At 67.9% G+C, this 25,381-nt stretch carries 21 protein-coding genes; 5 read left to right on the top strand and 16 right to left on the bottom strand.

Features of this window, described 5'->3' with window-relative positions; genetic code table 11:
• Nucleotides 1-40: 40 nt before the first annotated feature.
• From fabG (AncyloWKF20_RS20435) to AncyloWKF20_RS20390, 10 genes are all read right to left on the bottom strand, one after another.
• Nucleotides 41-802, bottom strand: a complete 762-nt coding sequence (gene fabG, locus AncyloWKF20_RS20435; RefSeq protein WP_279315773.1) for a 3-oxoacyl-ACP reductase FabG — start codon at nt 800-802, stop codon at nt 41-43.
• A gap of 11 nt (nt 803-813) precedes the next feature.
• The gene (gene fabG, locus AncyloWKF20_RS20430) at nt 814-1,578 is read right to left on the bottom strand and encodes a 3-oxoacyl-ACP reductase FabG (RefSeq protein WP_279315772.1); all 765 of its coding nucleotides are present in this window, start codon (nt 1,576-1,578) and stop codon (nt 814-816) included.
• Nucleotides 1,575-3,086 carry an FGGY-family carbohydrate kinase gene (locus AncyloWKF20_RS20425; RefSeq protein ID WP_279315771.1) on the bottom strand — a complete coding sequence of 504 codons (1,512 nt, stop codon included), beginning with the start codon at nt 3,084-3,086 and terminating at the stop codon, nt 1,575-1,577. Before AncyloWKF20_RS20425 ends, fabG (AncyloWKF20_RS20430) begins: the two co-directional genes overlap by 4 nt.
• Nucleotides 3,087-3,147: 61 nt before the next feature.
• On the bottom strand, nt 3,148-3,474 hold the full coding sequence (locus tag AncyloWKF20_RS20420; RefSeq protein WP_279315770.1) for a carboxymuconolactone decarboxylase family protein: 327 nt from the start codon (nt 3,472-3,474) through the stop codon (nt 3,148-3,150).
• Entirely contained in the window at nt 3,471-5,045 is a 1,575-nt protein-coding gene (locus AncyloWKF20_RS20415; RefSeq protein WP_279315769.1) for an alpha/beta fold hydrolase, read from the bottom strand. Before AncyloWKF20_RS20415 ends, AncyloWKF20_RS20420 begins: the two co-directional genes overlap by 4 nt.
• Nucleotides 5,042-6,016 carry an alpha-ketoacid dehydrogenase subunit beta gene (locus AncyloWKF20_RS20410; protein WP_279315768.1) on the bottom strand — a complete coding sequence of 325 codons (975 nt, stop codon included), beginning with the start codon at nt 6,014-6,016 and terminating at the stop codon, nt 5,042-5,044. Before AncyloWKF20_RS20410 ends, AncyloWKF20_RS20415 begins: the two co-directional genes overlap by 4 nt.
• Complete coding sequence (locus tag AncyloWKF20_RS20405; protein WP_279315767.1) at nt 6,016-7,068, bottom strand: thiamine pyrophosphate-dependent dehydrogenase E1 component subunit alpha; 1,053 nt, start codon at nt 7,066-7,068, stop codon at nt 6,016-6,018. The genes AncyloWKF20_RS20410 and AncyloWKF20_RS20405 overlap by 1 nt, the downstream gene beginning before the upstream one ends.
• Before the next feature lie 33 nt (nt 7,069-7,101).
• On the bottom strand, nt 7,102-8,085 hold the full coding sequence (locus AncyloWKF20_RS20400; protein WP_279315766.1) for an ABC transporter permease: 984 nt from the start codon (nt 8,083-8,085) through the stop codon (nt 7,102-7,104).
• The gene (locus AncyloWKF20_RS20395; protein ID WP_279315765.1) at nt 8,082-9,596 is read right to left on the bottom strand and encodes a sugar ABC transporter ATP-binding protein; all 1,515 of its coding nucleotides are present in this window, start codon (nt 9,594-9,596) and stop codon (nt 8,082-8,084) included. The genes AncyloWKF20_RS20400 and AncyloWKF20_RS20395 overlap by 4 nt, the downstream gene beginning before the upstream one ends.
• Nucleotides 9,597-9,661: 65 nt before the next feature.
• Complete coding sequence (locus AncyloWKF20_RS20390) at nt 9,662-10,618, bottom strand: sugar ABC transporter substrate-binding protein (RefSeq protein ID WP_279315764.1); 957 nt, start codon at nt 10,616-10,618, stop codon at nt 9,662-9,664.
• A gap of 141 nt (nt 10,619-10,759) precedes the next feature.
• On the opposite strand from AncyloWKF20_RS20390, the gene AncyloWKF20_RS20385 reads away from it, so the two are divergent.
• Complete coding sequence (locus AncyloWKF20_RS20385) at nt 10,760-11,758, top strand: sugar-binding domain-containing protein (protein ID WP_279315763.1); 999 nt, start codon at nt 10,760-10,762, stop codon at nt 11,756-11,758.
• 43 nt (nt 11,759-11,801) lie between these two features.
• On the opposite strand, the gene AncyloWKF20_RS20380 is transcribed toward AncyloWKF20_RS20385, so the two are convergent.
• The 5 genes from AncyloWKF20_RS20380 to AncyloWKF20_RS20360 all read right to left on the bottom strand — a co-directional run bounded on the left by AncyloWKF20_RS20380 (nt 11,802) and on the right by AncyloWKF20_RS20360 (nt 20,826).
• Nucleotides 11,802-12,512 carry a response regulator transcription factor gene (locus tag AncyloWKF20_RS20380; RefSeq protein WP_279315762.1) on the bottom strand — a complete coding sequence of 237 codons (711 nt, stop codon included), beginning with the start codon at nt 12,510-12,512 and terminating at the stop codon, nt 11,802-11,804.
• An 8-nt stretch (nt 12,513-12,520) separates the two neighbouring features.
• Nucleotides 12,521-14,776, bottom strand: a complete 2,256-nt coding sequence (locus tag AncyloWKF20_RS20375; RefSeq protein ID WP_279315761.1) for a sensor histidine kinase — start codon at nt 14,774-14,776, stop codon at nt 12,521-12,523.
• 106 nt (nt 14,777-14,882) lie between these two features.
• Complete coding sequence (locus tag AncyloWKF20_RS20370) at nt 14,883-19,043, bottom strand: autotransporter domain-containing protein (RefSeq protein WP_279315760.1); 4,161 nt, start codon at nt 19,041-19,043, stop codon at nt 14,883-14,885.
• A gap of 353 nt (nt 19,044-19,396) precedes the next feature.
• A complete protein-coding gene (locus tag AncyloWKF20_RS20365; RefSeq protein ID WP_279315759.1) occupies nt 19,397-20,431 on the bottom strand; it encodes a c-type cytochrome in 1,035 nt (344 codons plus the stop codon).
• Nucleotides 20,432-20,550: 119 nt separating this feature from the next.
• Nucleotides 20,551-20,826 (bottom strand): hypothetical protein, encoded by a 276-nt coding sequence (locus AncyloWKF20_RS20360; RefSeq protein ID WP_279315757.1) that lies wholly within the window; start codon nt 20,824-20,826, stop codon nt 20,551-20,553.
• On the opposite strand from AncyloWKF20_RS20360, the gene AncyloWKF20_RS20355 reads away from it, so the two are divergent.
• Together AncyloWKF20_RS20355 and AncyloWKF20_RS20350 are read left to right on the top strand one after the other, a co-directional pair.
• Entirely contained in the window at nt 20,819-22,141 is a 1,323-nt protein-coding gene (locus tag AncyloWKF20_RS20355; protein WP_279315756.1) for an FAD-binding oxidoreductase, read from the top strand. The two genes, AncyloWKF20_RS20360 and AncyloWKF20_RS20355, sit on opposite strands and share 8 nt — an antisense overlap.
• A gap of 10 nt (nt 22,142-22,151) precedes the next feature.
• Complete coding sequence (locus AncyloWKF20_RS20350; protein WP_279315755.1) at nt 22,152-22,853, top strand: SDR family NAD(P)-dependent oxidoreductase; 702 nt, start codon at nt 22,152-22,154, stop codon at nt 22,851-22,853.
• A 7-nt stretch (nt 22,854-22,860) separates the two neighbouring features.
• On the opposite strand, the gene AncyloWKF20_RS20345 is transcribed toward AncyloWKF20_RS20350, so the two are convergent.
• Nucleotides 22,861-23,625, bottom strand: coding sequence for an IclR family transcriptional regulator (locus AncyloWKF20_RS20345; RefSeq protein WP_279315754.1), 765 nt, complete (start codon nt 23,623-23,625; stop codon nt 22,861-22,863).
• A 189-nt stretch (nt 23,626-23,814) separates the two neighbouring features.
• Here AncyloWKF20_RS20345 and AncyloWKF20_RS20340 point away from each other — a divergent pair, with 189 nt between their 5' ends.
• Both AncyloWKF20_RS20340 and AncyloWKF20_RS20335 read left to right on the top strand, forming a co-directional pair.
• Nucleotides 23,815-24,639 carry a transporter substrate-binding domain-containing protein gene (locus AncyloWKF20_RS20340; RefSeq protein ID WP_279315753.1) on the top strand — a complete coding sequence of 275 codons (825 nt, stop codon included), beginning with the start codon at nt 23,815-23,817 and terminating at the stop codon, nt 24,637-24,639.
• Between the two features lie 25 nt (nt 24,640-24,664).
• Nucleotides 24,665-25,381, top strand: a complete 717-nt coding sequence (locus AncyloWKF20_RS20335; protein ID WP_279315752.1) for an amino acid ABC transporter permease — start codon at nt 24,665-24,667, stop codon at nt 25,379-25,381.

Below are 25,381 nucleotides of genomic sequence, written 5' to 3'. Positions count from 1 at the left end.
AGAGGCGTCGCGCGAAACGCGGCGCCTCAGTCTCAGCACCTCAGTCGAAGACGATGCCGCCATCGACGTTCAGCGTCTGGCCGGTGACGAAGCCGGCATCGTCGGAGGCGAAGAAGGCGACCGGTCCGACCACATCCTCCGGCGCGCCGATGCGGCGCATGGCGGTGTTGGCGGTCCAGCGCGCCTTGATCGCCGGATCCTCCAGATTGGTGCGGCCCATATCGGTGAGGATGATGCCCGGACAAACGCAATTGGCGGTGATGCCCTCCGCGCCGACCTCCTGCGCCAGCACGCGGGTGAAGCCCATGATGGCGGCCTTGGAGGCGGAATAATGCGCCTGCTCCGGCGCGCCCTGCTTGCCGCCGATCGAGGCGATGTTGACGATGCGGCCATAGCGGCGCGCGCGCATATGCGGCAGCAGCGCCTGGATGACGAGGAAGCTGCCTTTGGCGTTCACGTCCATCACCGCGTCCCAGACGCCTTCGTCCAGCGTCGCGACCGGGCTGGTGATGAGGATGCCGGCATTGTTCACCACCGCCTCGACATGACCGGCCCAGGCGATGGCCTCAGCCACCATCGCCGTCACCTCGGCCTTGGAGCTGACATCGGCGTGGAGCGCGAGGGCGCGTCGCCCGCCCGCCTCGATCTCGCCGACCAGCGAGGCCAGCGCCTCGGCCTGACGAGAAATGTCGTTCACCACGAGATCATAGCCGCGTTCAGCGAGGCCGAGCGCGATGGCCCGGCCAATGCCACGGCTGGCGCCGGTGACGAGCGCGACGCGGGCGGTGTCGGTGGAAGCCATAGGAAGTCTCCTCAAAGGGCTGTGTAGCCGCCATCCACCGCGAGGACGGCGCCGGTGATGAAGCTGGCGGCATCGCTGGCGAGGAACAGCACGGCATCGGCGATCTCGTGCGGCTCGCCGAGACGGCCCATCGGCGTGCGGTCGAGCCACACATTGAACCAGTCGGGATTGCTGCGGCCGGCGAGAGTGAGCTCGGTCGCGGTGTAGCCGGGCGCCACCGCATTGACCCGCACGCCCCGGCGCGCCCATTCCACGGCGAGCGACTTGGTGAGCATGTTCACGCCCGCCTTCGCGGCGTTGTAGGCGATTTGCGGCTGTGGATGGACGACGATCTCCCCGCACATGGAGGACACATTGACGATGGCCCCGCGCCCCTCCGCCACCATGGCGCCGCTGATCAGCTGGGCGCAGTGGAAGACGCCGTTGAGATCGACGTCGATCACCGCCGACCAGTCCTCCACGCTCATCTCCGCCGCCGGCGCGTTGCGGACGATGCCGGCATTGTTGACGAGGATATGCGGCACACCGTGGCGTGCGCGCAGGCTCGCCAGCGCGTCGGCGATACCGGCGCGGTCCGTCACGTCGAGCGCGAGGGCGTCAGCCGTGCCGCCCTCGGCACGCAGCGCGCCGGCGAGCGCCTCGGCCGCCGCGACATCGCGGTCGGCGACGATGACATGAGCGCCGGCGCTGGCGAAACGGGTGCAGATCGCCGCGCCGATCCCCCGCGCCCCGCCAGTGACCAGTGCCAGCCGGCCGTCCAACCGGAACGCGTTCATCGGGCGGCCCCGGTCGACGTCGCGGGAAGGTTCTTCAGCGCCGGGTAGAGCGCCCGGTAGCGCTGGTAGATCTCGTCATAGCGGGTGGCCTCGCGGGCGCGGGGCTCAATGCGCCGGCCAGGTCGCACCATGGCGGCGATGCCCTCGTCGATGGAGGCGAAGTGACCTGCGCCATGGGCGGCGAGCACGGCGGCGCCCACGGAGGGCGCCGCGCTGGAGGCGGGCACGCAGACCGGCAGGCCCGACGTGTCGGCATGGATCTGCAACCACAGCTCGGAGGCGGTCGCCCCGCCGCCGACCGTCAGCTCGGTCGAGCGGAAGCCGGCCTCCGCCATCTGGTCGAGAATGGCGCGGGTGCCGAAGGAGATGCCCTCGATGATGGCGCGGAAGATGTGCTCCGGCCCATGCGCCAGCGTCAGGCCGATCACCGCCCCGCGTGAGAGCGGGTCGACATAGGGCGTGCGGTTGCCCTGAAAGTGGTCCTGCACGATCAGCCCGTCGCAGCCCGGCTCGAGCCGCGCGGCGGCGGTGTTGAGCGCGTCGAGGTCCATCGTTCCGCCCATCAGCCGCTTCATCCATTGCAGGATCGAGCCGGTCGAGGTCTGCCCGCCCTCAATGATGTGGCGGGCCGGGTAGACCGCGTCGGGATAGGAGCCCCACAGGCCGGGGTGATGCACCTCGCGGTCCGACACGCCGAACTGCAGATGCGAGGAACCGGTGATGAGCGCGAGCTGGCCGGGCTTGGCGACGCCGAGGCCGATCATGCCGATCAGCGCATCGGCGCCACCCTGCACGAGCTTCACCCCGCTATGCAGGCCGATATGCTCGGCCGCGCGCGCGGTGAGCGTGCCGATCACGGCCCCCGGCGCGGCGACCTCGGGCGGCCATTTGTCGAGCAGCGCCTCAAGCCCCAGCGCCGTCACCAGCGAGGCCGCGAAGCCCTCGCGCGTCGTGGCGTAGTGCCAGCGGATGGAGGCATTGTTGAGCGAGGCGACCCGCCGCCCGGTGAGGCGGATGGTCATGAAGTCCTGATACTCGCCGATGGTGACGGCGCGCTCGAAAATGTGCGGCTCATGGCGCTTCAGCCAGAGCGCCTTGGGGATCATCCACTCCGCCGAGACCGGCCCGCGCCCAGCCCCGTTCGCCGCCAGCGCCGGATCGCCGGTGGCAAGCACGGCCTGCGCTTCCTCGCCGGCGCGCACATCCATCCATAGAAGCGCCGGGCGCAGCGCGTTGCCCTCAGCATCGAGCGCGACCACGGTGCAGGAGGTGGTGGTGAGGCAGATCGCCTCCACCGCCTGCGGGTCAACGCCGGCTTTCGCCAGCGCCGCCTTGGTGGCGATGCCGAGCGCCGTCCACCAGTCCTCCGGGTTCTGCTCGGCGCGCGCGCCCGGCGCGAATTCCGTGCCATAGGGATGGCTCGCCTGCCCGAGGCAAGCGCCGGACGGGTCATAGACGCCGGCGCGCAGGCTCTCGGTTCCGCCGTCGACGGCGACCACATAGGCCATATCGTTTCCTCCAGAGGCTCGCGGGAGTTGATCTCCCGTCGCAACCCGTTATCGCGTGCGGTCAGTTGGCGTCGTCAAAGGCCTTCAGCGCCTTGGCGCCGTAGACCATGGCCGGACCGCCGCCCATTTCCACGGCGACGGCGAGCAGTTCGAGCAGATCCTCGCGCGCGGCACCAAGACGGCGGGCGGCATCGACGTGATAGACCACGCAGTCCTCACAGCCACGCACCACGCCGAAGACGGCGGCGAACAGCTCCTTCTGCGCCGGGGTGAAGCGCCCCGCCGCGCCCGCCGCCTTGCTCAGCTGGCGAAAGCCGGCGGCGACCTCGGGCACGGCCTTGGCGAAATGCCCGAGGCGGGCGTGAACCTCCTTCAGCTCGCTGCTCATGCGGGATCTCCTTCAAACAGCGCGAGAACCTCGCCGGGCTGGTCCCAATGCGGCATGTGGCCGGCGCCGGCGATGAGGTGGATGGCGACCCGCGAGGGCGCCACGGCCACCTGCGTCCACGGGATGATGCGGTCCTCCAGCCCGATGACGAGACGCACGCTCATGCGCCGGGACAGGCGGGTGAGCGGCTCGACGATGTCGACCTGCTGGCCACCCGGACCGAAAGCGTCATCGGCGAGCGCCGTGAGCCGGCCGGCACCGAGCGTCGCGGCAAGACCGGCGACGGCGGCATCGGACAGCCCGGCCGGGCGGGCGGTGAGGCGCCGCAGCAAATGGCGCAGCGCGCCGGGTGAGGGTCGCGCGGCCATGCCGGCGATGAAATCGCCATCAATGGCGAGCTCAAGCCCGGCGGGGCAGAGCAGCGTGAGGCGCTGCACGCCCGGCAGCGTCTCCGCCAGCGCCACCGCCGCGACGGCGCCCAGCGAATGGGCGACAATCTCGGTCGGGGCGAAGCGTTGCGCGGCGAGAAAGCCCGGCAGCGGCGCGGAAAGATCGGCCGCGCTGGTAGCTTCCAATGCGGTCGCACCATGGCCCGGCAGGTCCGGCACCAACACGTCATAACCGGCGCGGCCAAGCTGGGTGGCGAAGGCGGCGAAGGTGGTGCGGTCACCAGCGAAGCCGTGCAGCAGCAGCGCCCGCCGCGCCGCGCCCGGCGTGCCATGGCGATCGAAGGCGATGGCGCCCGGCGCGGCGACAGCCCCGCCCGCCAGCGCCGCTTCGACATCACGCGCCTCGATGCGCCCACGCCGGCCGGTGCCGCGCAGGCTGGCGAGATCGATCCCTGCCCGCGCGGCGAGCCGCCGGGCGATGGGGGTCGCGCGCCGGGGTGCGGCCGGATCGAGCGATACCGGTACGGGCGCATCATGACCGCTCGCCACGGAAGCCGATGTCACCGGGGCAGGAGTGGGCGCGGAGGGGGCCGGTGGGGTTGCGGGCGGAGCGGGCGAAACCGCCGCGGCCGCGTCGGGAAGGAAGCCTTCCATCCCGGCGTCGGCCGCCGCGATTTCCACCCGCGCCAGCGGCGCGCCGACCGGCACCATGGAGCCGAGCTCCACCAGCGTCTCGATGAGCGTGCCGTCCATCAGCGCGGGAAATTCGGCAACCGTCTTGTCGGTCTCGATCTCGAACAACCCGTCGCCGCGCTTGAAGGCGGCGCCCGGCTGAACCATCCAGCCGACGATGCGCCCTTCATCCATGGTCTCGCCGAGGCGCGGCATGGCGAGGGTGCGGGTGACGCGCCCGCTGGCGACTGGCGCGGGGCTCGCGCCGTCCTCGCCCTTCAGCCGGGCGATGGGGGCGCCGACGACGATCATGTCGCCGGGCGCGACCAGCTTTTCGGCCAGCACGCCATCGGTCAGGGCGGGCAGCTCGGCCACGGTCTTGTCGGTCTCGATTTCGAGGATCGGGTCGCCGCGCTTGAAGGCATCGCCCTCGGCGATCAGCCAGCCGACGATCCGCCCCTCCTCCATCGTCTCGCCGAGACGGGGCATGGTGAGAATGGCGGCGCTCATGACAGCAGCCGCCGCACGGCGTCCCCGATCAGCGCCGGGGACGGCACGCTGCCCGCTTCCAGCTCCTGCGACACGGAGATCGGGATGTCCTCGCCGGCGATGCGGATCACCGGGTCGTGCAGGAAGTCGAAGCATTCCTCGGTGATGCGCGCCGACAGCTCGGCGGCGACGCCAGCGGTCAGCGGGCCTTCCGAGACCACGGCCACCCGGCCGATCTTCTCGACGTGCGCGATCACCGTGTCCATGTCGAGCGGGTTGAGGGTGCGCAGGTCGATCACCGTCGCCTCGATGCCCTCTTTCGCCAGCGTCTCGGCGGCCTCGAGCGCGTAATGCACCTGCCGGGAATAGGTGACGATGACCACGTCCTTACCGTCGCGGCGCACCGCCGCCTTGCCCCAGGGCAGCTTCGCGGTGGTGAGGTCGGCCTCTTCCTTGCGGGTGTAGAGCGCCTTGTGCTCGATGAACACGACCGGGTCCGGCATGGTCAGCGCGTGGCGCAGCAGGTGATAGGCGTCCTCGGCGGTGGCGGGCATGACGAGGCGCAGGCCGGGCATGTGCATCACCCAGGCCTCAAGGCTCTGCGAATGCTGCGCGCCGGCGGAGCGGCCCGTGCCGCCCTGCGTGCGCAGCACCATCGGCACGCCGATCTGCCCGCCGAACATGTAGCGGATCTTGGCCGCCTGGTTGGTGAGCTGGTCCATGGTCATGCCGAGGAAGTCGACATACATCAGCTCGGCGACGGGGCGCAGGCCGGTCATCGCCGCGCCGACAGCGGCACCGATGATCGCCGGCTCGGAGATCGGCGTGTCGATCAGCCGGTCGCCGCCGAACGTGTCGATCAGGCCCTTGGTCACGCCATAGGCGCCGCCATAGCGGCCGACTTCCTCACCGATGACGATGACGCGCTCATCCGCTTCCATCGCGTCGATAAGCGCCTGACGCAGCGCGTCGCGGTAGGTGATCTGGACCATCAGCGGATTTCCTTGGACAGAACGCGGTCGAGCCGGGTGCGGACAGGCTCGGGTTCGGGCTCGCCGACGGCGAACACGTCGCGGAACATGGAGGCGAGCGGCGGCGCCGGGGAGGCGGCGGCGAAGTCAATCGTCGCGTCCATCTCGGCGGCGATCTCGGTGTCGAGCGCGTCGAGCGCGCTCTCCGGGGCGAGGCCCCGCTCCAGCAGGGCGGCGCGGGCATGTTTCACCGGGTCGCGCTGGCGGCCGGCGAGCTCCTCTTCCTCGGCGCGGTAGGGGCTCTTGTCCATGCGGGCATGGCCGAAGAAGCGGTAGCAGGAGACGGCGAGAAAGCCCGGCTTGCCGGCGCGGGCGGCATCGACCAGATCCTTGGCGGTCGCGGCCACCGCTTCCACGTCATTGCCATCGACCATGGCGCCCTGCAGGCCGAAAGCGCGGGCGCGCTCGTCGAACGCCTCGTTGCGCGTCGCCTGATCGACGCGGGTGCCCATGCCGTACTGATTGTTGATGCAGACGAACAGCACCGGCAGCTCCCAGAGCGCCGCCATGTTCATGCTCTCATAGAGAATGCCCTGGCCCATCGCCCCATCGCCGAAGAAGGCGATCGACACGCTGCCGGTCTTCAGCCGCTTGGCCGACAGGCCCGCCCCGACAACCGCCGGGATGCCGCCGCCGACAATGGCGTTGGCGCCGAGATGGCCGAGCGCCATGTCGGCAATGTGCATCGAACCGCCCTTGCCGGCGCAGTAGCCGGTTTCCTTGCCAGCGATCTCCGCCATCATCCGCGACGGATCGGCGCCGCGGGCGAGGAAGATGCCGTGGCCGCGGTGATGGGTGGTGAAGGTGTCCTCCGGCCGCATGGCGCTGGCGACGCCCGCCGCCGCCGATTCCTCGCCGATCGACAGATGCAGCATGGAGCCGGCGGAGAGGCCGCGCACGAAGAGTTCGCCGACGCGCTCCTCGAAGGTGCGGATGCGCCGCATGGTCCGGTACAGGCCGAGGAGATCGGTGTTGGTCCCGGCAGGCGGGGAGGCGGATCGGGTGTCGGTCATGACGGGGACTGGTCCTTGATGACGCACGTTCGCTCAGAGGAGCTTCAGCTTGGTGGTGCGGGAGACGATCGCGACGGCGACGATGATGATGACGCCCTTCACGATGCTCTGGATGTAGGTGTCGAGGCCAATGAGGTTCAGCCCGTTATTGATGACGCCGATGAACAGCGCGCCGAAGAAGGTGCCGGCGATGGTCGCCGTGCCCGGCCGGAACATGGTCATGCCGATGAACACGGTGGCGAGGCCGTCGAGCAGATAGTCCTGCCCGGCATTGGGCTGGCCGGAGCCGAGGCGGGCCGAGAGCAGGATGCCGGCGGTGGCCGCGAACAGGCTGCAGATCACCAGCGCGAGCTGGCGGTAGCGCCGGCCGCGAATGCCGGAAAGCTCGGCGGCTTTCAGGTTGCCGCCCACCGCATAGATGTAGCGCCCGACAATGGTGCGCTCCATGACGAACCAGGCGAGGATCACCGCGCCGAACATGATGAAGGCGAGCACCGGGATGCCGAAGAGCCGCCCCTGCCCGAGCACCAGATAGCTGTCGGGCAGGCCGCCATAGATCGCCCGCCCGCCGGAGAGCAGGAAGTTCACGCCGAACAGGATCGATCCCATGGCGAGGGTGGCGATGAGCGAGGGCACGCCGACAATCGTCACCAGCAGGGCGTTGACGAGACCCACGGCGAGGCCCGCCCCCAGCCCGGCGGCGAGCGCGACCGGCAGCGACCAGCCGGCCACCAGCAGGGTCGGCGCGATGAGGCCGGCAAGCCCCGCCATGAAGCCGACCGACAGGTCCATCTCCCGCGCGGCGAAGCCGAAGGTGAGGCCGATGGCGACGATGGTCAGCATCGAGATCTGCTGGAGAATGTTCAGCAGGTTCGAGGTGGTCAGGAAGCGGTCGACACCCAGCGAGAAGCCGATGAACAGCAGCACGAGCACGACCAGCGTCGAATAGCGCAGGAAGAGCTGCTTGCGCTGGCGGGCGGTTTCCCCGGTGCGCGGCGTCGCGGCGGGTGCACTCATGCCCGCGCCCCCGACATCGCCGCGATGAAGCTCTGTTCCGAGAAGTTGGGCCATGCGAGGTCTCCGAGGGCTTGCCCGTTGACGAAGGATACGACGCGGGTGGAGAGCTCCGCGATCTCGATAAGGTCGGAAGAGGCGACAAGGATCGCCGTGCCCTCGGCGGCGAGGCCGCGCAGCAAAGCGTGGATCTCGCGCTTGGCGCCGATGTCGACGCCCTCTGTGGGCTCGACGAAAATCATAAGGCGGTAGCGGCCCTTGGCGCCGTAGAGCCATTTGCCGATGGAAATCTTCTGCTTGTTGCCGCCGGAGAGCTCGCCCACCGCCTGCTCGGTCGAGGAGGCCTTGACGGACAGGCGTGCCATCACCGCGCGCGCCTCGGCGCTCTCGCGGCGCGGGCTGAGGATGCCGAGCGCCCCGAAGGCGCCGGCCTCGGGATGCACCATGGCGAGGTTCTCGCGCGCGCTCCACTCGCCGATCAGCGAGTGGATCATGCGGTGGTCGGGGATGAAGGCGACACCGCGCCGGCGCATCGCATGCGCGGTGACCTGCGGCATGACCTCGCCGCCGAGGCGCAGCGTGCCGCCGATAAGGTCCGGCGCGTCATAGAGCGAGCGGGCGAAGGCGAAATGGCCGGAGCCGGTGAGGCCGATGAGGCCGACGATCTCGCCGGCCCGAATGTGGAAGGCGCCGACCTCGGCTTCCGGGATCCGCCAGTTCGAGACCTCGACAACCGGCGCGCCGAGGGCCCCGCCCCGCCGGTCCCGCTCGGCGCCATCGGAGGGGCCGTGCCCGCGCTGGAGCATTAGCGCCGTCAGTTCGCCCTCGCTCGCCCCGGCGGCCGGGAAGGTGCGGATCAGGCGCCCGTCGCGCAGCACGGTGATGCGGTCGGACAGCGCGATGATCTCGGAGAGGAAATGGCTGATCAGCACGACGCCGACGCCCTGCGCCGGCAGGCGGCGGATGATCGCCCAGAGCCGCTCCTTCTCGCGCGCGGGCAGCGTCGCGGTCGGCTCGTCGAGAATGAGGACGCGGATGCGCCCGCGCAGCGCGCGGACGATCTCGATGATCTTCTGGTCGGCATAGGGCAGCGTCTCGACCGGCTGGTCGAGGTCGATGGTGAGGTCAGGGAACCAGCGCGCCATCAGCGCGCGAGCCTGATCGCGCAGCGCACCGCGCCGGACGATGCCACCGGGGTAGCGCGGCTCGTTGCCGAGCAGGATGTTCTCCGCGCCGGTGAGGCTGGGCACGAGGCTGCCTTCCTGCGAGACATGGGCGATGCCGCGCGCCAGCGCCTCGCCCGGCGAGGTAAGGCGAACCTCCTCGCCGTCGAGCGTCATCCGGCCCTCGCTGGGCAGGCGGCTGCCGCCAAGAATGGAGACCAGCGTGGTCTTGCCGGCGCCGTTCTCGCCGATCAGGCCATGGACCTCATCCGTGCGAAAGGCGACGCTGACGCGGTCGAGCGCCCGCGTGCCGGGATAGTCCATGATGATATCGGTGAGTTCGATGGCCATGGCCGCTGCCTCCGCTGGCGAAAGAGAACGGCCGGCGCCTGGGGCGCGCCGGCCGTCCCAAGGGCTCACTTCGGGAGGAAGTCCTTGCAGTTCGCCTTGGTGACGAGCGGGGCGTCGAGATAGACGACCTTGGAGGGAATGACGTCGGCGGCCGGCTTCTTCTCGACCACGATGTCCTCGATCCATTCGCCGGTCTGCGCGCCCATCTTCTCGAAGGGCTGGCTGATGGTGGCGATCATCTGGCTGCCGGGCTTGCAGACCTCGGCGATCGCCTGCGGGTGGCCGTCAATGCCGATGACCTTGGCGTGGGTGTTGCCGCCCGCCTTCAGCGCGTTCAGCGCCGCCTGGGCCGGCTCGTCCCACGGCGCCCACACGCCGTCGATCTGGTCGCCGAAGCGGGTCACATAGTCCTGCATCGTGCGCGTCGTGTCCTCGAAGAAGGCGGTGTAGTCGATATTGTGCTCGGCCAGCACCTTCACGTCCGGGTATTCCTTCAGCACGGTCGCCATGGTCTCGCCGCGCTTGCGGGTGCCGTGATGCTCGGCCATGCGCAGGAAGATGATCTTCGGGTTCTTGCCGAGCTCGTTGAGGAAGAAGGGCGAGACCGTGGCGCTCATCGCCCAATTGTTGGTGGTCACGTCCACCAGCGTGCCGTCAACCGACCCGCTGTCGACGGTGAAGATCGGGATCTTCTGCGCCACGGCTTCCTTGATCGCGGCCGAGGACGCCCGCAGATCGGCCATGGAGATGATGATGGCGCCGACGCCGCGCGAGGCGGCATCCTGGATGTTGGCGGCGGTCTTCTCGCCGGAGCCGCCGCTGTCGAGATAGGCGACGCGCCAGTCGGACTTGCCGGTCTCCTTCAGCCAGGCCTGGAAGCCGGCCTTCACGCGCTGCTCGGACTGGGCGGCAGCGTTGGAATGCACCCAGGCGATGTCCAGCGCGAAGGCCGGCACCGCCGCCATCACGGTCGCGGCGGCGACAGCGCCGAGGACGCAGTTCTTCATTGCTCGGAATGGCATTTTACAGTCTCTCCCTAACTGCGCCGGCCTGGCGCAGGATGTGTCGACCGCCTCTGTCGGGCGTTGCGGAGAGGCTAGTTCAGGCTCGATACAAACGTCAAGATGAATTACATTTGTCACAAGGACGGCGCACGAGGACCGATGGACGAGACCGACGATACGCTGATGGTGAAGGCCGCCTGGCTCTACCATGTGGGGGGCCTGAACCAGGCCGAGACCGCCGAACGGCTCGGCCTGACGCGGGCGCGGGTCAACCGCCTGCTGGCCGATGCGCTGGAGGAAGGGGTGGTCTCGATCACCGTCGACCGCCAGCTCGCCGGCATGGTGCCGGTGGAAGAGGCGCTGCGCCGGCGCTTCGGGCTCGATTTCTGCCAGGCGACGCCGGCGCTCGATCTCGGCCTCGACCGCCAATCAGCGCCCGAGGCGGGAGACCGGGCGGGGCTCTCACCGGCGCAGAAGGTGGCCTTTCGCGCCGTCGGCCTGCTCGGCGCCAATCATCTGCGCGCCCACCTCGCCCGCGACGAGCCGGCGACCGTCGGGCTCGGCTGGGGCCGCACGCTCGAGCAGATGACGCTGCACATGGCGGGCGTCAGCGCGCCGAATGCGCGGTTCATCTCGCTGATGGGCTCGCTGACCGCCAATTCCGCCTTCAACCCGTTCGAGCTGGTCCACATGCTGGCCAAGCGCACCGGCGGCGAGGGCTATTTCCTGCCCGTGCCGTTCATCGCCGACACGGTGGAGGACAAGCAGGTGCTGCTCTCCCAGCGCCAGGTGGCGAAGGCGCTCGCCATCGCCGGCACAGCGACGCTGTGCATGATCAGCGTCGGCGAACTGGAGGAAGGCGCGCTGCTGCGCCGGCAGGGCATGCTCACCGTCGCTGACCTCGAAAGCCTGCACCGCGCGGGGGCCGTGGGCGACACCAACGGCATCTTCTTCGATGCGCAGGGCCGCCCGGTCGATCACCCGCTGAATGAGCGTACTCTCGCCGTGCCCTTCGACGTGCTGCGCGGCCTGAACGTTGTGCTGATGGTGGCGAGCCCGGAGAAGACCCGCGCCGCCGCGGCGCTGCTCGCCAGCGGCATCGTCAACGGCCTCATCATCGACGGCGACGCCGCGATGCGGCTGATCGCGCAGGGCTGAACGCTACGGGAGGCGAACGCCCCCGTGCTCGGCAAGTCGCGGGCTAGGCGTCGGTTGAGAGCCGCACACGGCCGGTGAAGACGTAACCGATGCTGCGCGCGGAGGCGATGGGAAGGGCCTCGCCGGCTTCCTGCAGCACCTTACGGCGCAGGCGGAAGACGACGAGATCAAGCCCGCGCCCGATGGTCTCGGCCGAGCTGGAGCGACCATTGGCCACGAGCTGCTGGCGCGGGACCGGCTGGCCCGGTGTTTTGAAGAGCCGGCTCAGCAGGAAATGCTCGGCCGCCGAGAGCGACACCGAGGTGCCGCCCGGCGCGATGAGGCACCATTGGACCGAAACGAACCGCCACACATCGTCCGCGCCGGCGTCGGGTTGTGGCCGGGCAATGGCAGCGACGCGGCGGGCGAGGTTGCGGACCATGAGCCGCAGTTCCGCGGGATCGACCGGCTTGGTCAGATAATGGTCCGCCCCCAGACTGAGGCCCTGCAGGCGATCCTCGGCCCCGGTGCGGCCAGTGAGCATGATAATGCCCATCTCAGGGCGCGCCAGCAGTGCTTCGGCGAGCTTGAATCCATCCTGGCCCGGCAAGTTTATGTCCAGAATGACCACGTCGGCGGGAAACCCCGGCAGCGCCGCATCGAGTTCGGTGCCATCGGCCAGGGCGAGGACGCGGCACCCATCCGCTTCCAGAAGTTGAACAAGACTGTCGCGCAGATCACCGTCGTCTTCGATGATCAGAACATGGGCGGGCATCGTCATCCTCATACGGTCCGGGCCAGCATGGCCTCGGTGATCGGTGGGCCCCCCGCAAGGCCACGCGGCAGGCGCAGTTCGAATCGGCTCCCGCCCCCGCCAGCGTCACCTACCGAAATAGTCCCGCCATGTCGTTCGGCAATCATCTGGCTGAGATGCAGCCCGAGCCCGGTGCCCGGCCGGTTCATCGCCGCGGCCGAGCGGTAGAAGCGCGCAAAAATCTCGGTGCGCTCCTGCGCAGCTATGCCCGTGCCCTCGTCCTCGACCACGATCAGCGCGGCCTCGGGCTGTGCCTCAAGGGAGAGGCGGACCGCGCCCTGCGTGTGCTTGACGGCATTGCCGATGAGATTGTCGATCGCCGTGCGCAGCAACACCGCATCCCCTTCAATCTCCAGCGGCGACATGGGCGCGACATGGATTCGTCCGGGAGCCTGGAGCGCGTGCTCGGCGGCAGATTCGCTCACCAGCTGGGCGAGATCGACCGGCTTGCGCTGGATGATCATCGCCGCGTGCTGCAGCCATTCATCGGCGAGGAAAGTGTCGATCAGGCTCGACATGCGCAGCACCGCCCGCTCGATCTTGGCGCGCTCGGCGCGCACCATCTCGGCGGCGCCCTCAAGCCCCTCCCGTAGCAATGCCACCGACAGGCGCATCGTCGCCAGCGGCGTTCGGAACTCATGGCTGACCATGGCCAGGAAGTTGCGCTGCTCCTTGAGCGCCTGGCGCAGAGCCTGTTCCGCGCGGCTGCGGGCCTCGATCTCCTCATGCAGCGCAGCGGTGCGCTGGCGCACGGCCAGCTCCAGCTCGCGCTCATTGCTGCGAGAGGCCTCCAGAAGCTGCACCTCCAGCCGCCGCCGCTCCCGCGCGCCCGCCTGCATGGCGGCGGCAAGACCGGCGAAGACCGCCACCATCAGGAAGAAGCCCGCCGTCTGGTAGCCCCAGGTCATGAAGCGGGTCAGGGGCGCAATGCCGAGAACCACCAGGGCGAACCAGATCGTGGCGGCGGCGTAAACGCCGAAGCCCATGAGGAACCAGATCGCCGCACGCTCGCCACGCCGCAGCTGCTTGATGGCCAGCCAGGGTGCCATCAGCGCGAGCGCAATGATGCAGACCATCACATAGGGTGCGATCAGAATGTAGTGACCGGCGGCCGAGACCGGCATGCAGCACGCCGCGAAGATGGCGATGGCGATCAATACCGCGTTGACCCAGCGATGATGCTGGCGCGTGCCGAAAATGGCGCGGAGCATGAAGGCCGCAGCCGTCACGCTGAAATTGCCGACCACATTGTGGATCAGGATGATGGTATCGGGCGGCACGCCGCTCAGCACCACCCGACTGAGGCCGCTATTGCCGAGGAAGACGTAGGAGACGGCCCCGACATAGGCGCCGTACCAGGCGAAGGCCGAACGGCCGAGCGTCACCGCCATCACCAGCGAGCCGATGCACATGATGAAGGCTGCGCCGATCCCCAGCGCGACGAACACCGTGCTGACCGCCAGATGCCGCATCAACTCCGACGGCCGCCACAGCGTCAGATCCGCGCTGATGGAGCGCTGGCCCCAGATCCGCAGATAGACCGTCGTTGGCTGGTCGGGCAGCAGATGCAGGCGCACCGCATTGGTATAGGTGAAGAGCTCGCGCTCTTCCGGCGCGACGATGGCGCCGGTTTCCTTCTCCATCGCAACGACATGCCCCTGCGCGTCCATGTCCGGAGCGTAAACACGGATATGGTCGGTATAGGGCGCGGTGATTTCCAGCCACCAGGGGCCAGCAGCGGCAGGCTGAGGCGCCAGCGTCACGCGCAGCCACCAGGCTCCGACGCGGGTGTAGCTCGCATTGAAACTGCCCCTCACCGGCCGGAAAGCCGCATCCGACGCCCGTATGTCGTCGAGGCTGCGGCTGCCATCAGGGTCGAAGAAGACGTCGAGATGGCCGGTGAGGCTGACTGAAGCACGGTCCCCTGCCAGCTCCAGCGGCGGCGCGGCATCGGGCGCGGCCTCGGCCATCGGCACGCCCGCGCCCAGCAGGTGCAGCGCAAGCATCAGAATGGCGAAGCCGGCCAAGGACGGCCCGCGGGCGTGGCACCTGAGGATCAGGCCTCGCCAAGCCCTCGACATCGCCCTCGAAATCCATGGCGTGAGGATCAAGAGCTCGGACAATCGGCGCGCCTTCGGCGATACGGGTGGACAGATCTTAATGGCTACGGCGTGGGACAACTCCCATAAAGGCGTGCACGCTCGGAGCGTGACGGCCTTGTCCACCACATAGCCATGTGTGATCTAGTCACACCGCATCATTGGCGGCGTCAATGAAATTGTCTGAAACAATCTCTGACATCCGCCCCCGTCAGGGTACCGAGGCCTCCCCTCAAAACCTGACGCTCAGCCGTGCGTTGAAGCCGTTCTCGCTGACGCCGTCGCCATACTGCCCGGTATAGGCGATGCCGAGCGTCGCGGTGGCGCTGATCAGCACGTCGAGCCCGGCTTCCACCACCGCCGCGTCCTCGGCGATCGGCGCGCCGGTGACGGTGAAGGCGCTCGAGCCGGCAAAGGCCTGCGTCACCGTCGGGTCGATATCGCCGAACGCATGGCGCCAGCCCAGCGCCCCGCGCAGCGTCGCCGCCGTCGAGCCGAACGCCACCTCCTTGGCGAGGCGCAGGCCCAGCGTGGTGAAGGTGGTGTCCATGGTCTGGGAGTCGCCGGTCAGCGCCGCCGCGCCACCCTCTTCCGTGTAGCCGTCCTGGTGCAGGCTGACATAAGAGAGGTTGGCGAAGGGCTCGAAGGCGATGCCGGCGGCGTCAATGCGGTAGCCGAGTTCGCCGAAGGCCTGCACCGTGCCGGCGCCGTAATCGGCCGACAGGCTGTCGGAATAGCCGGTGAAGGCGACCGAGCGGTTGGTCGAGATGTCCTGCCACGTATAGGCGACGCCGGTGCGCAGCGCGAGCGGACCCCAGGCGTTGCCGCCATAAAGGCCGATATGCCAGTTGTCGCTGGAGCCGGAGGAGTTGCGCCCGGAGATCGAGAAATCGGTGTAGCTGTAGCCGCCGGCCACGCCGAGGCGCCAGCCGTCGCCCACCAATGTGTCGGCGCCGATCAGGAAGCCGCCGGTGGAATCGGTGACGCCGGCGGCGTTGGAATTGCCGTTCATGTCGCCCCAATTGCCGAAGGCGGTCGACCACAGCGCGAAGCGCTCGACCGGCGCCAGGGCGGGCGCCGCCTTCACCGGCATGCTCAGATCCGCCGCGACCTGCACCTTCGAGGGGGCAGGCGCCGCATAGGCCAGCGCGCCCGAGGAGGTCTCGACGACGTTCACCACCGTGCCGGCGGAGGCCCCGACGCCGCCCTGCGCCGCCCGCAGGCGGTCATTCAGCGCGCCGCGGATCAGCGAGGACTGTTCCATGAACAGGCTCTGGGTCGAGGCATGCACCTCGCCGGAGAGCTGGTCGAACGCGTTCGGCGCTTCGGATGCCGTGAGCTGGAGCACCGCGTCATAGACCGCATTGCCGAGGCCGAGCGATTCCGTGGCGTTGGCGGTCGCCGTCTCGTTCGGCGTCTGCGCCAGGGAAGCAAAGCGCACATCGTTGCGCGCCAGCGTCAGGTAGACCGTGCTGGAATCATAGCTTAGCGACGGCGTGAGATAGGCATAATTGGTAGTGACGCTGTCGAAGGTGCCGGTCACCCCGCCCTGCGCGGTCAGGATCGTGTAGGTGGCCAGCGGATTCGCGTACCCGGCCTGCGCCAGCACCGCGACGGTGCCGCCCGACAGGGTCGCGATACCGGTCGCGCTGATCAGGTCATGCGTGCCATCCGCCCAGATTTCGACCGCGTAGGTCGAGCCGGCCGCGAAGCTGACATCGCCGGCGACGGTGATCGTACCCGGCGAGTAACCGGGAGCGACCGTACCACCGCTCAGCACGGTGAGCCCGCCAATGGTGCCGGTGCCGCCAATCGTAGCACCGCTCTCGATGGTGAAGGTCGAGCCCGTGCTGGAGTTCGCCGCCAGAACGAGGCTGGCATCCTCGACCGCGATCGGTCCGTTATAGCCACCGGCGCCGGTGAAATTGACCGTGCCACCGAGGATGGTGACCGAGCCCAAACCGGTGATGGTGCCGGGGAAGTCATAGGTATCGGACCGGTAGAACACCAGCGCGGCATTGTTGACGATGCTGCCGATGACCGAGCCCGTCGTGCCGCCATTACCGATCTGCAGCGTGCCCTCGGAGATGGTGGTGCCGCCGGTATAGCTGTTGTCGCCGGTCAGGATCAGTGTGCCCGCACCGGTCTTCACCAGCGCGCCCGAGCCGGAAATTTCGCCGGCATAGGTCCCGGTGGTGGTCTGCGCGAACTGCACCGTGCCGTTATTGACGATGTCGCCGGTGCCGAGGCTGGCCGTGCTGCCGATCAGCGTGCCGGCGGCGACCGTGACGCCGCCGCTGAAACTGTTGGCGCCGCTCAGGGTGAGCGTGTTGCCCGCGAGATAAAGCGCCCCGTTTCCGCTGATGGTCGAGGAGAAGGTGTAGCTGGCATCGGAGAAGTTGAAGACGAGGCGTCCCGTCCCGTCGCCGAACACCACGGAGGGCGCGTCGATGGTGCCGGCCAGCGCCGCCGTGTCGCCCTGCGCCGCGCCGATATTGAGCGTGCCCGTGCTGTTGGCCCCATAGGCGATGACGACTTCGCGGGTCGTCACCGAGCCGCTGTCGGTGAGGGTGAGCTCGCCGTCGCCATCGGTGCCGACGAACAGGCGCCCGGTGGTCGTGGTCCAGTTGGAACCGGCGCCGGTGATCAGCACCGTGCCGGAACCGCTCTCCTCATTGCCGAGATAGCTGCGATTGCTGACAACCACGCCGCCATCGGAAATGGTCAGGTCGCCAGTGCCGAAACGCCCGACATTGAGATCGCTCGTATTTTCCCAGCGCGAACCCGCGCCGGTCACCGTCATGGTGCCGGAGGAGCCGGTGAGATCGCCGAGCAGGCCCTGGACATCAGTGATCTTGCCGCCGTCGGAAATGGTGACCGTGCCCGCCGAGCCGGCGCTGTGGCCGACGAGGAAATCCCCAGAATTGCTCCAGACCGAACCCGCGCCGTCGATCGTGGCGGAGCTGACGGAGCCGAGCTCGGTGCCGACATAGCCGTCGACGCCGGAAAGCGTGGCCCCCAAGAGCACCGAGAGCGTGGCGTCGCCGAAATTGCCGACATAGATGTTGGCGGTGCTCGTCCAGGTCGAGCCAGTGCCGGTGAGGGTCGCCGTCGCCGTGCTGTTGGCCTCATTGGCGAAATTGGCGCCGACGCTGGTTACATCGGCCCCGTCCTCCACCGTGATCTCGCCCGTGCCGGCGCTGCCGATGAAGATGCGGCCGGTGGACTCCAGCAGCGAGCCGCTACCCGTCACGTTGATGGTGCCGCTCGCCCCGCTGACGTCGCCGGCGCTGACCGCGCTCGTGCTGACCTTGCCGCCAGCCTCGATGGTCAGCGTGCCGTCGCCACCAAGATCGGAGGTGGCGCCATTGAAGCCACCCACGCGCAGGTCGCCCGCCTCCCAGAGCGAACCCGCGCCGGTGACCGTCGCCGAACTGGTGCTGCCGGCGAGACGGGCGATGATCGAGGTTGCGCTCGTGACCTTGCCGGCATCCTCGATGGTCAGCGTGGTATCGCCGAAATTGCCGATGAACAGGTCGCCGGTCACGGTCCAGGCACTGCCCGAGCCGGTCACCGTGACGAAGCTTCCGTTCGCGCTGTTGAGATTGCCGACACCGGCGCTGCCGGTATCCACCGTGCCGCCACCGGAGATGGTCAGAGAGCCGACACCACCGCCGCCGACCGTCATCAGGCCGGTATTGGTCCAGGAGGAATCGGCGCTGGTGACGGAGGCCGAGCCCTTCGAGCCGACGCCATCGGCCAGCGTGGCCGCGCCGCTGGTGACCGTGCCGGACGTGACGACGAGTTCGCTGATGACGCTCGACGCGGCATAGCCGACGAACAGGGTGTTGGTGACGTCCAGTGCGCCCTTGTCTTCCAGCGTCACGGTGCCCTTGCCACCGCCCGCGCCGATATAGAGCGTGTCCTGGATGGTGGCCTGCGCGCCGTCGCCGGTGATGGTGACGGTGCCATCGCCCGCATTGCCGATATAGGCCGCGCCGCTATTGGTCCAGCTGGCCTGCGACCCGGTGACGAGCAGCGACCCGAGCGATCCCCCCGTATTGCCGAGCGTGGTGGTCGTGGTGGCGAGCGAGGCGGCCGCGCCGGTCCCGTCGATGGTCAAGGTGCCGGTGGTGGAGGTCACGCCGATGAAGAGCGTGCCAGCCGTCGCGCCGGTCGAGGAAATGATCGGGCTATTTGGGGAGGCCTCGTTGATCCGCGCCTCATCGGAGGGGCCGGGCGCATGGCCGTCCCACACCCAGTTCGCATCGGTGAACCAGTCGGAACTGGTTCCGCCCTGCCAGTAGACCGAATCGGCAAGAGCGGTGCTGACGGTGGCGCTTGAGCACAACAGCAGACTGGCGGCGAACGCCGCATGCGCAGCTCTGGACAACTGATCACTCCCCCCGCGGTACCCGCCTCGATGAGATTCGTGGCAGGCGGCACTCTCATTATCGTCTTTACATACCGCCTGATTCCTCGCCGATAAAGACACCGGGCGGGCCTGCGGGCAGAGGAACGCCGGGCAGGGCTCCGTTCGGTCAGGCCTAAGGCGAGGCGGCGCCAGTTTGGCCACGGCGGGCCGCGAGAGCGGCTTCACTGCGAGGCTGAGTGTGCAGCTCCGGGCATCCGGTTCTGGGGGAGGGCCCGGCGCCCTCGCCTCCCGCTCGCGCTACGAACATTACTGAGCCCCCGGTCACCTCCGCCGAGTGGGCACGAGGGATGGCACCCTCCCGCCCGATCTTGTCACCGCAGGTTCGGGTTGGGCACTTCCCGGCGGCTTTCTTTCAGCCGGGCGATTTCGGCCCTGATCGGTGCGAAGGGGCCGTAGCGGTGCTGCGCGACGGAGAAGCTGTCGGCGAAAGGCGGATAGGCCGCATCGACGGGTTTCAGCAGAAGGTCGGGGAAATCGCGATCAATGCCTGCCAGTTGCGGCCGGGGTTGCGACAGCACGAAGGCCGCCACGTCCCACGCATCCTCGGGGTTCAAGGTCGGGGCAACCCAGGATGTCCCGTTCGGCATGTTGTCGTGGACGAAGTTGGCCAGCATGATCAGCCGCGCGGTCCCTGCTCCATCGTTGAAGCTGTCCGGGCCCCACAAGGGCGGGACAGCATAGCCCATGGCCGGAAGCGCCTCGTTGCGCCGGACGCCGAGCCCGTCGCGGCGATGGCAGTCGGCGCAGACGCGGGCATAGACGGCGGCGCCGCGCGACGGGTCGGCCGCGCGATCCAGCTCTGGCATCCCGCCCGGGCCGTCCCCGATGATCCTCGCCTCGGCTGGAATGTTGGTCGAGAGGACGTCGAGATAGGCAAGGATCGCCTGCATCGCGCGATCATCCGCCGGCATCGGCCGCCCGTTCATGCTGCGCTTCAGGCATTGATTGACCCGGTCAAACAGCGAACCGACCTCGCCACTGCGCGTGCTGTAGGCCGGATAATCGGCGGACGCCGCGACCAGAGGCAGGCCAAACTTCTTCAACCCGCCGCGCAAGTGGCAGTTCGCGCAGGCCAGATTGTTGCCGGCATAGCGGGCCGCGGGATCGGCGACGTCCGGGCCGATATGCGCATAGGTCGCCTCGATGATGGAGCGACCATAGCGGGCGAGCCGACCGGTCTCGTCATCCGGCAGGGCATCGAACGCCGGAACATCCCAAACCACGATGTCCTTGCGGGGAGACGGCGGCGCGGGATCGTTCTGCGCGAAGGCGAACAGGGTCGGGAACGCCAGCGCCAGGGTGAAACCGGCAATCAATCTCAAGCCACGGCAACGGTAACGCATCATCTGCACAATCAACTTCAGCTGCGCCCGAATAGTCCCAGAACCCCTTACCTAAAGCAACGATGGCTCTCGCGCGGGCAGTGGGCGGATAACGACCCGATAGTCGAAGTTACAGCTGCCCATCACGTCATCTCAGGCGGATGACGAACTGCCGAACCGACGCGAGCGGCCGAGGTCACTCGACTGATGCGCCGGCTGACAGCGACGAATTCGACAACGAAACTGCAACATCCGGCCTCCTCCTTGCGCCGCAGAGGTAAGGCAAACTTCCACAATATAAGAATATCATCATCTGAAATTCTCATCGTGGAATAATATTGGCGCTCCCGCCGGGAATATGGTCGGCTACCGACATCCATGATTTCGGAGCCTGCCACGGCAGGAGCGACGATGAGCAAGTTCTCTCCGTTCACCACCACGCTTTGGCACGCGACCGCAGCCTCCGCTCCGGTGACGGCGCCCCTCGAAGGGCGCGTGAGTGCCGATGTCTGCATCGTCGGGGCGGGTTTCACCGGCCTGACCACGGCGCTCGAGCTCGCCCGACAGGGGGTGAAGGTCGTGCTGCTGGAAGCGCAGGAGGCGGGCTTTGGCGGCTCCGGCCGCAATGCCGGCCATTGCACGCCGACCTTCAGCTATTACAGCATCCCCGCGCTGCGCAAGATCCTCGGCGAGCCCTGGGCTGAGCGGCTGATCCACCGCCAGACCCGCGCCAATGACCGCGTCTCGGCGATGATCCGCGACTACCAGATCGACTGCGAGTGGCAGCAGAACGGTTATGTCATGGGCGCCTTGCGTCCCGGCGCGGTCGACATACTCAAGGGCAAGGTCGAGCAGTACAACGCCGTCGGCGCCCGCACCCGGCTGCTGGACCGCGACGAAGTGACCGCGCTCACCGGCAGCCCGCGCTTCCATGCCGGCTGGTTCCACGAAGAAGCCGGGCACATGAATCCGCTCGGCTATGCCCGCGGCCTCGCCCGCGCCGTCCTGCAGGAAGGGGCGACGCTCTTCACGCAGTCGCCGGCCGAAGACATCGAACCGGAAGGCTTGCGCTGGAAGGTGCGGACGCCGGGCGGCGAGGTGATCGCCGACAAGGTGATCTTCGCGACCGGGGCCTATACCGTAAAGGCGTGGCCGAAGCTCGACCGCAGCTTCAAGATCCTCAAGGTCTTCGTGTGTGCCACCCAGCCGCTCGACCCGGAATTGCGCGCCCGCGTGCTGCCGCAGAACACCACGATGCACGACGGGCGCGGCGACATCTACGTCTACAAATACAATGCCGAGGGCCGCATCGTCGCCTCCATGTTCCCGATGGGCGCGCGCGGCACTGACATGGCCTACACCCATCAGGTGATGGCGGACCGGCTGCGCTGGCTGCACCCGCAGATCACCGGACCCATTCGCTGGGAATATTTCTGGTACGGCGAACTCGACATGCAGGTGCGCACCGTGCCGCGCCTGTTCGGTCTGGCGCCGGGCGTCGTGGCGCTGACCGGCCTGTCGGGACGCGGCGTGCCAACCGGTTCGATGCTGGGCGGCATTCTCGCGGAGTGGGCCATGGGCGTGCCCGAGGCCGATCTCTCGCTCCGCATCGAGCCGTTGGAAGCCGCGCCCTTCTACATGGATTACGCGCCGAAGCTGAGGCTCCGCTACTTCCGCTACACCGACACCCGCGCGGCACGGCGCGAGGGTGCCGACCTGCCGCCCCACGCCTGAGAGGCCTGTCATGACCAAACGTACCGTCCTCATTTCCGGCGGCGGGCGCGGCATTGGCGCCGCGACCGGCCGCGCGATGATGCAGGCTGGCTGGAACGTTTCGCTCGGCATGCGCGAACCGGCGCTTCCCGCGTGGGCCAGCGAGGGGCCCGGCGCGGTGCAGGCCTGCGCCTATGAAGCGACCGATCCCGGCGCGGCGGAGCGTTGGGTGGCCGAGGCGCGGGCACGCTTTGGTGGAATCGATGCCGTGGTGGCGAATGCCGGCATCATGATCCGCAAGGACGTCATCGCCGCCGAGGACGACGAGCTCGCCCGGCTGATGGAGGTGCACGTCGCCGCGCCGCGGCGTCTCGCGAAAGCGGCCTGGGACGATCTCGCCGCCTGCGGGCGTGGGCGCGTGATCATCGTCTCCTCGCTCTCCGGCAAGCGGGTGAAGTCGGCGATATCGAGCCTCTATTCGGTGTCCAAATTCGCCGCCACCGGCCTTGCCCATGCGTTGCGGCACACCGGCTTCGACAAAGGCATTCGCGCCACCGCCGTCTGTCCCGGCTTCGTGGCGACCGATATGGGACTGCCGCTCACCACGCGCAGCGCCGAGGAACTGACCGACCCGGCCGATATCGGCCGCGCTATCCGCTTCCTCATTGAACTGCCGAACACGTCGAGCGTCGCCGAATTCGCGGTCAACTGGACGCTGGAGGAATCGTTCTGAACGCAGATCAGTTGCGGCTCTCGATCAGGTCGATCTCGGTCCGCAACAGGCTGGCATAGGCCTCGACGAAGCCAGGGACGATCTTGGCGCAGAGGAAGGTGAAACCGAGCGAGGCCACCGGCACGCCAGCCTCATCGAGGATCGGCATGGCGACACCTGCAATGCCGGGGATCAGTTCGCCGATGTCGATCGCAAAGCCGCGCGCCTGCGTCTCGCCGATCAACCGCTCCACCTTGCTGAGGGGCAGGTCACGGAAGGCGGCAAAACGGGGTTCATTGGCGCGCAGGATGAAGTCCTGCTCCTCGCGCTCAAGAAAGGCCAGCACGGCGATACTGCCCGGCCCCGCCCCGAGCGGCACGGAGCCACCAATGGAACCGGTCAGCGTCTGCACCACGCATTCGCCGTCGCGCCGGTCGAGGCAGATGGAATCGTGGTTGTGGCGGGCCATGAGATGGGTGGTCTCGCCGGTCTTCTTGCGCAGCCGCGTCAGGCTGATTTCGCAGCGGCTGATGAGCCCCGGACCACGGGCGGCACGGGCACCATAGACGAACATCTTGGCGCCGAGCCGGTAGCGTTTGCGCTTGTCGTCCCGGGCCAGAAGCCGATGCCCGACCAGCGTGTTGAGGATGCGGTGGCAGGTGGCGGTGTTGAGGCCCGACTGCTGCACCAGATCCTTGAGCGTCATGCCATCGGTCGCGCCATCGGCGATGAGGTCCAGCAGAAGGGCCGCGCGGTCCAGCAATTGGGAGCCGTTGGCTGATGCGAGGGTCATTTTACCACATGATGATAAACGCTGAGATGACGACTTGTATTATGAGATTTTCTCGTGATCAATGTTTAAAAAACAGGCACGCGAGACACCGGCCAAATTTTGATCATGTCGGCGATGAGCCGTCTTGTTCGCAACTTCGCCGCTCTCGCCACGCGACGTCATGCTCAACCAGAACCAGAGGGCCGTAACGTGAGAACTTCCATCCTGACCATTGCCGCTGCACTTGCGGTGACGTTCGGCATCGGCGCGGCCAGCGCCGACACGCTCGCCGACGCAAAGTCCAAGGGCACGCTGACCATCGGCGTGAAGAACGACTATCCGCCCTATGGCTTCCTCAACGACAAGGGTGAGATCGTCGGTTTCGAGGTGGAGCTCGGCAAATACGTCGCCAAGGAACTGCTGGGCCCCGAGGGCAAGGTCGAGCTCGTGCCGGTGGTGGCGGCCAACCGCATCGAGTTCCTCAACTCCGGGCGTATCGACATCATCTTCGCCACCCTCGGCGTCACCGCCGACCGTGCCAAGGTCATCGACTTCTCGGAATACTACGTCTCGGCCCCGGGCCCGTCGGTCATCGCCTCCAAGGCCGCGACCTTCTCCAAGTGGGAAGAGCTGAAGGGTCTGACGCTCTGCGGCATTCAGGGCTCCTACTACAACAAGCACCTGACCGAGGATCTTGGCATCCAGCTGACCGCCTTCAAGACGCAGCCGGAAGCCTATCGCGCGCTCAAGGACAATCGCTGCGTCGGCTTCGTCTTCGACGACATGACCCTGCGCAAGAAGACCGAGGAAGCCGAATGGGCCGACTACAAGATCGCCGTCGATCCCTATGAGTATATCCCGCAGGCCGCCGGCATCCGTAAGGGTGACGACGCGTTCCGCGAGGCCGTGAACAAGGCGATCACCAAGGCCGAGGCCGAGGGCAAGCTGGTGGAGTGGGAAACCACCTACGGCATGCCGCACTCCGCCTACATCGCCGAGCGTGCCAAGGCCGCTGCCGCGAAGCTGAAGCCTTGACCCCCCGCCTCGTGGAGTCCCGCCCGTGTTCGGTCTCGATTATTCCTGGCTGAGCGACCCGGTCTATCAGGGGTGGCTGCTCCGCGGGACGCTCAACACCATCGCCCTGGCGCTCACCTCCTCGGCGATCGCCGTCCTCATCGGCGGCTTCGGTGCGCTGGCCCTCACCCTGCGCATCGCCTGGCTCGACGCTCTGATCGAGCTGTTCGTCGAGCTGTTTCGCAACACACCGCCGCTGCTGCAGATGCTGTTCTTCTACTTCACGCTAAGCACCATCGGCCTGCGGGTGACCGATCCGGCAACCGGGCTCAGCGTGCCGCTGCTCTCTGCCTTCGATTGCGCCCTTGTCTCTCTGAGCCTGTTCGGTGGCGCCCTGTGCATCGAGGCCTTCCGCTCGGGGTTGGACAGCCTGCCCCGCGCCGTCACCGAGGCGGCGCGCTCGCTCGGCTACAGCCGCTGGGCACGCTTCCGGCGCATCGAGGTGCCGATCGCCAGCCGCATTTGCCTGCCCGCCCTCACCAACATCCTGACCAACCTGTTCAAGACCACCTCGCAGGCCTCGGTGATTACCGTGCCGGAGCTCGTCTATTATGCCGGGCAAATCTACAACGACACGTTCCGCACCGCCGAGGTCATGATCCTCGTGCTGCTCATCTATGTGACGCTGGTCAGCCTTCTCTCCTGGGGCCTCTCGCGTATCGAACGCGCGCTCGCCTTCCCCGGCTACGGCAAGGGCAACTGA

The organism is Ancylobacter sp. WKF20, assembly GCF_029760895.1.
In the GTDB taxonomy this organism is placed as follows: Bacteria; Pseudomonadota; Alphaproteobacteria; order Rhizobiales; family Xanthobacteraceae; genus Ancylobacter.
The sequence above is the reverse complement of the archived record's forward strand: the minus strand, read 5'-3'. Positions and strand labels throughout refer to the sequence as shown.